Annotated in this window: 1 pseudogene; it reads right to left on the bottom strand. The window is 82.3% G+C overall.

Annotated elements, in window-relative coordinates:
* A pseudogene (locus KN815_RS49705) lies at window positions 1-440 on the bottom strand (hypothetical protein); the annotation flags it as partial.

The following is a 440-nucleotide window of genomic DNA, read 5'->3' as shown; positions in this document are numbered from 1 at the left end:
GGCTTGGGGGCGGCTCGCGCCGTCCTCGGGGCCGGGGTGCGGGGCGTGCCCATGGGCCTCGCCCGCGAACCGGTCGTCCGCGAACGCGCCGAGCCAGCTCGTCTCCTGGGGCAGCCCGGGCGCCGGGCTGCCGTGCGGCGGGGTCTCCAGCCCGGCGTGCTGACCGTCGACCGGGAACTCGCCGGAGTCCCCGGCGGCCGGACCGCCGGACCGCCGCCCGGGGTCGTCGGCGGGCGTCCGCTCACCGGGCGCCGGGCTGTCGTAGGGCGGGGTGCCGTGGGGCGGGGTGCCACGGGGCGGGGTGTGCAGCCCCTGGTGCCCCTCGGCCGCGAACTCGCCCGAGTCCCCGGCGGAGGGCTCCGGCCATGCCGGGTCCTGCCGGTCGGGCATGCGCAGCCGGCGGCGGGCGGGCGGCTGGGTGGGGGTGGCCGACGGGGCGG

This window comes from Streptomyces niphimycinicus (genome assembly GCF_018883605.1).
Lineage (GTDB): Bacteria > Actinomycetota > Actinomycetes > Streptomycetales > Streptomycetaceae > Streptomyces > Streptomyces niphimycinicus.
The sequence above is the reverse complement of the archived record's forward strand: the minus strand, read 5'-3'. Positions and strand labels throughout refer to the sequence as shown.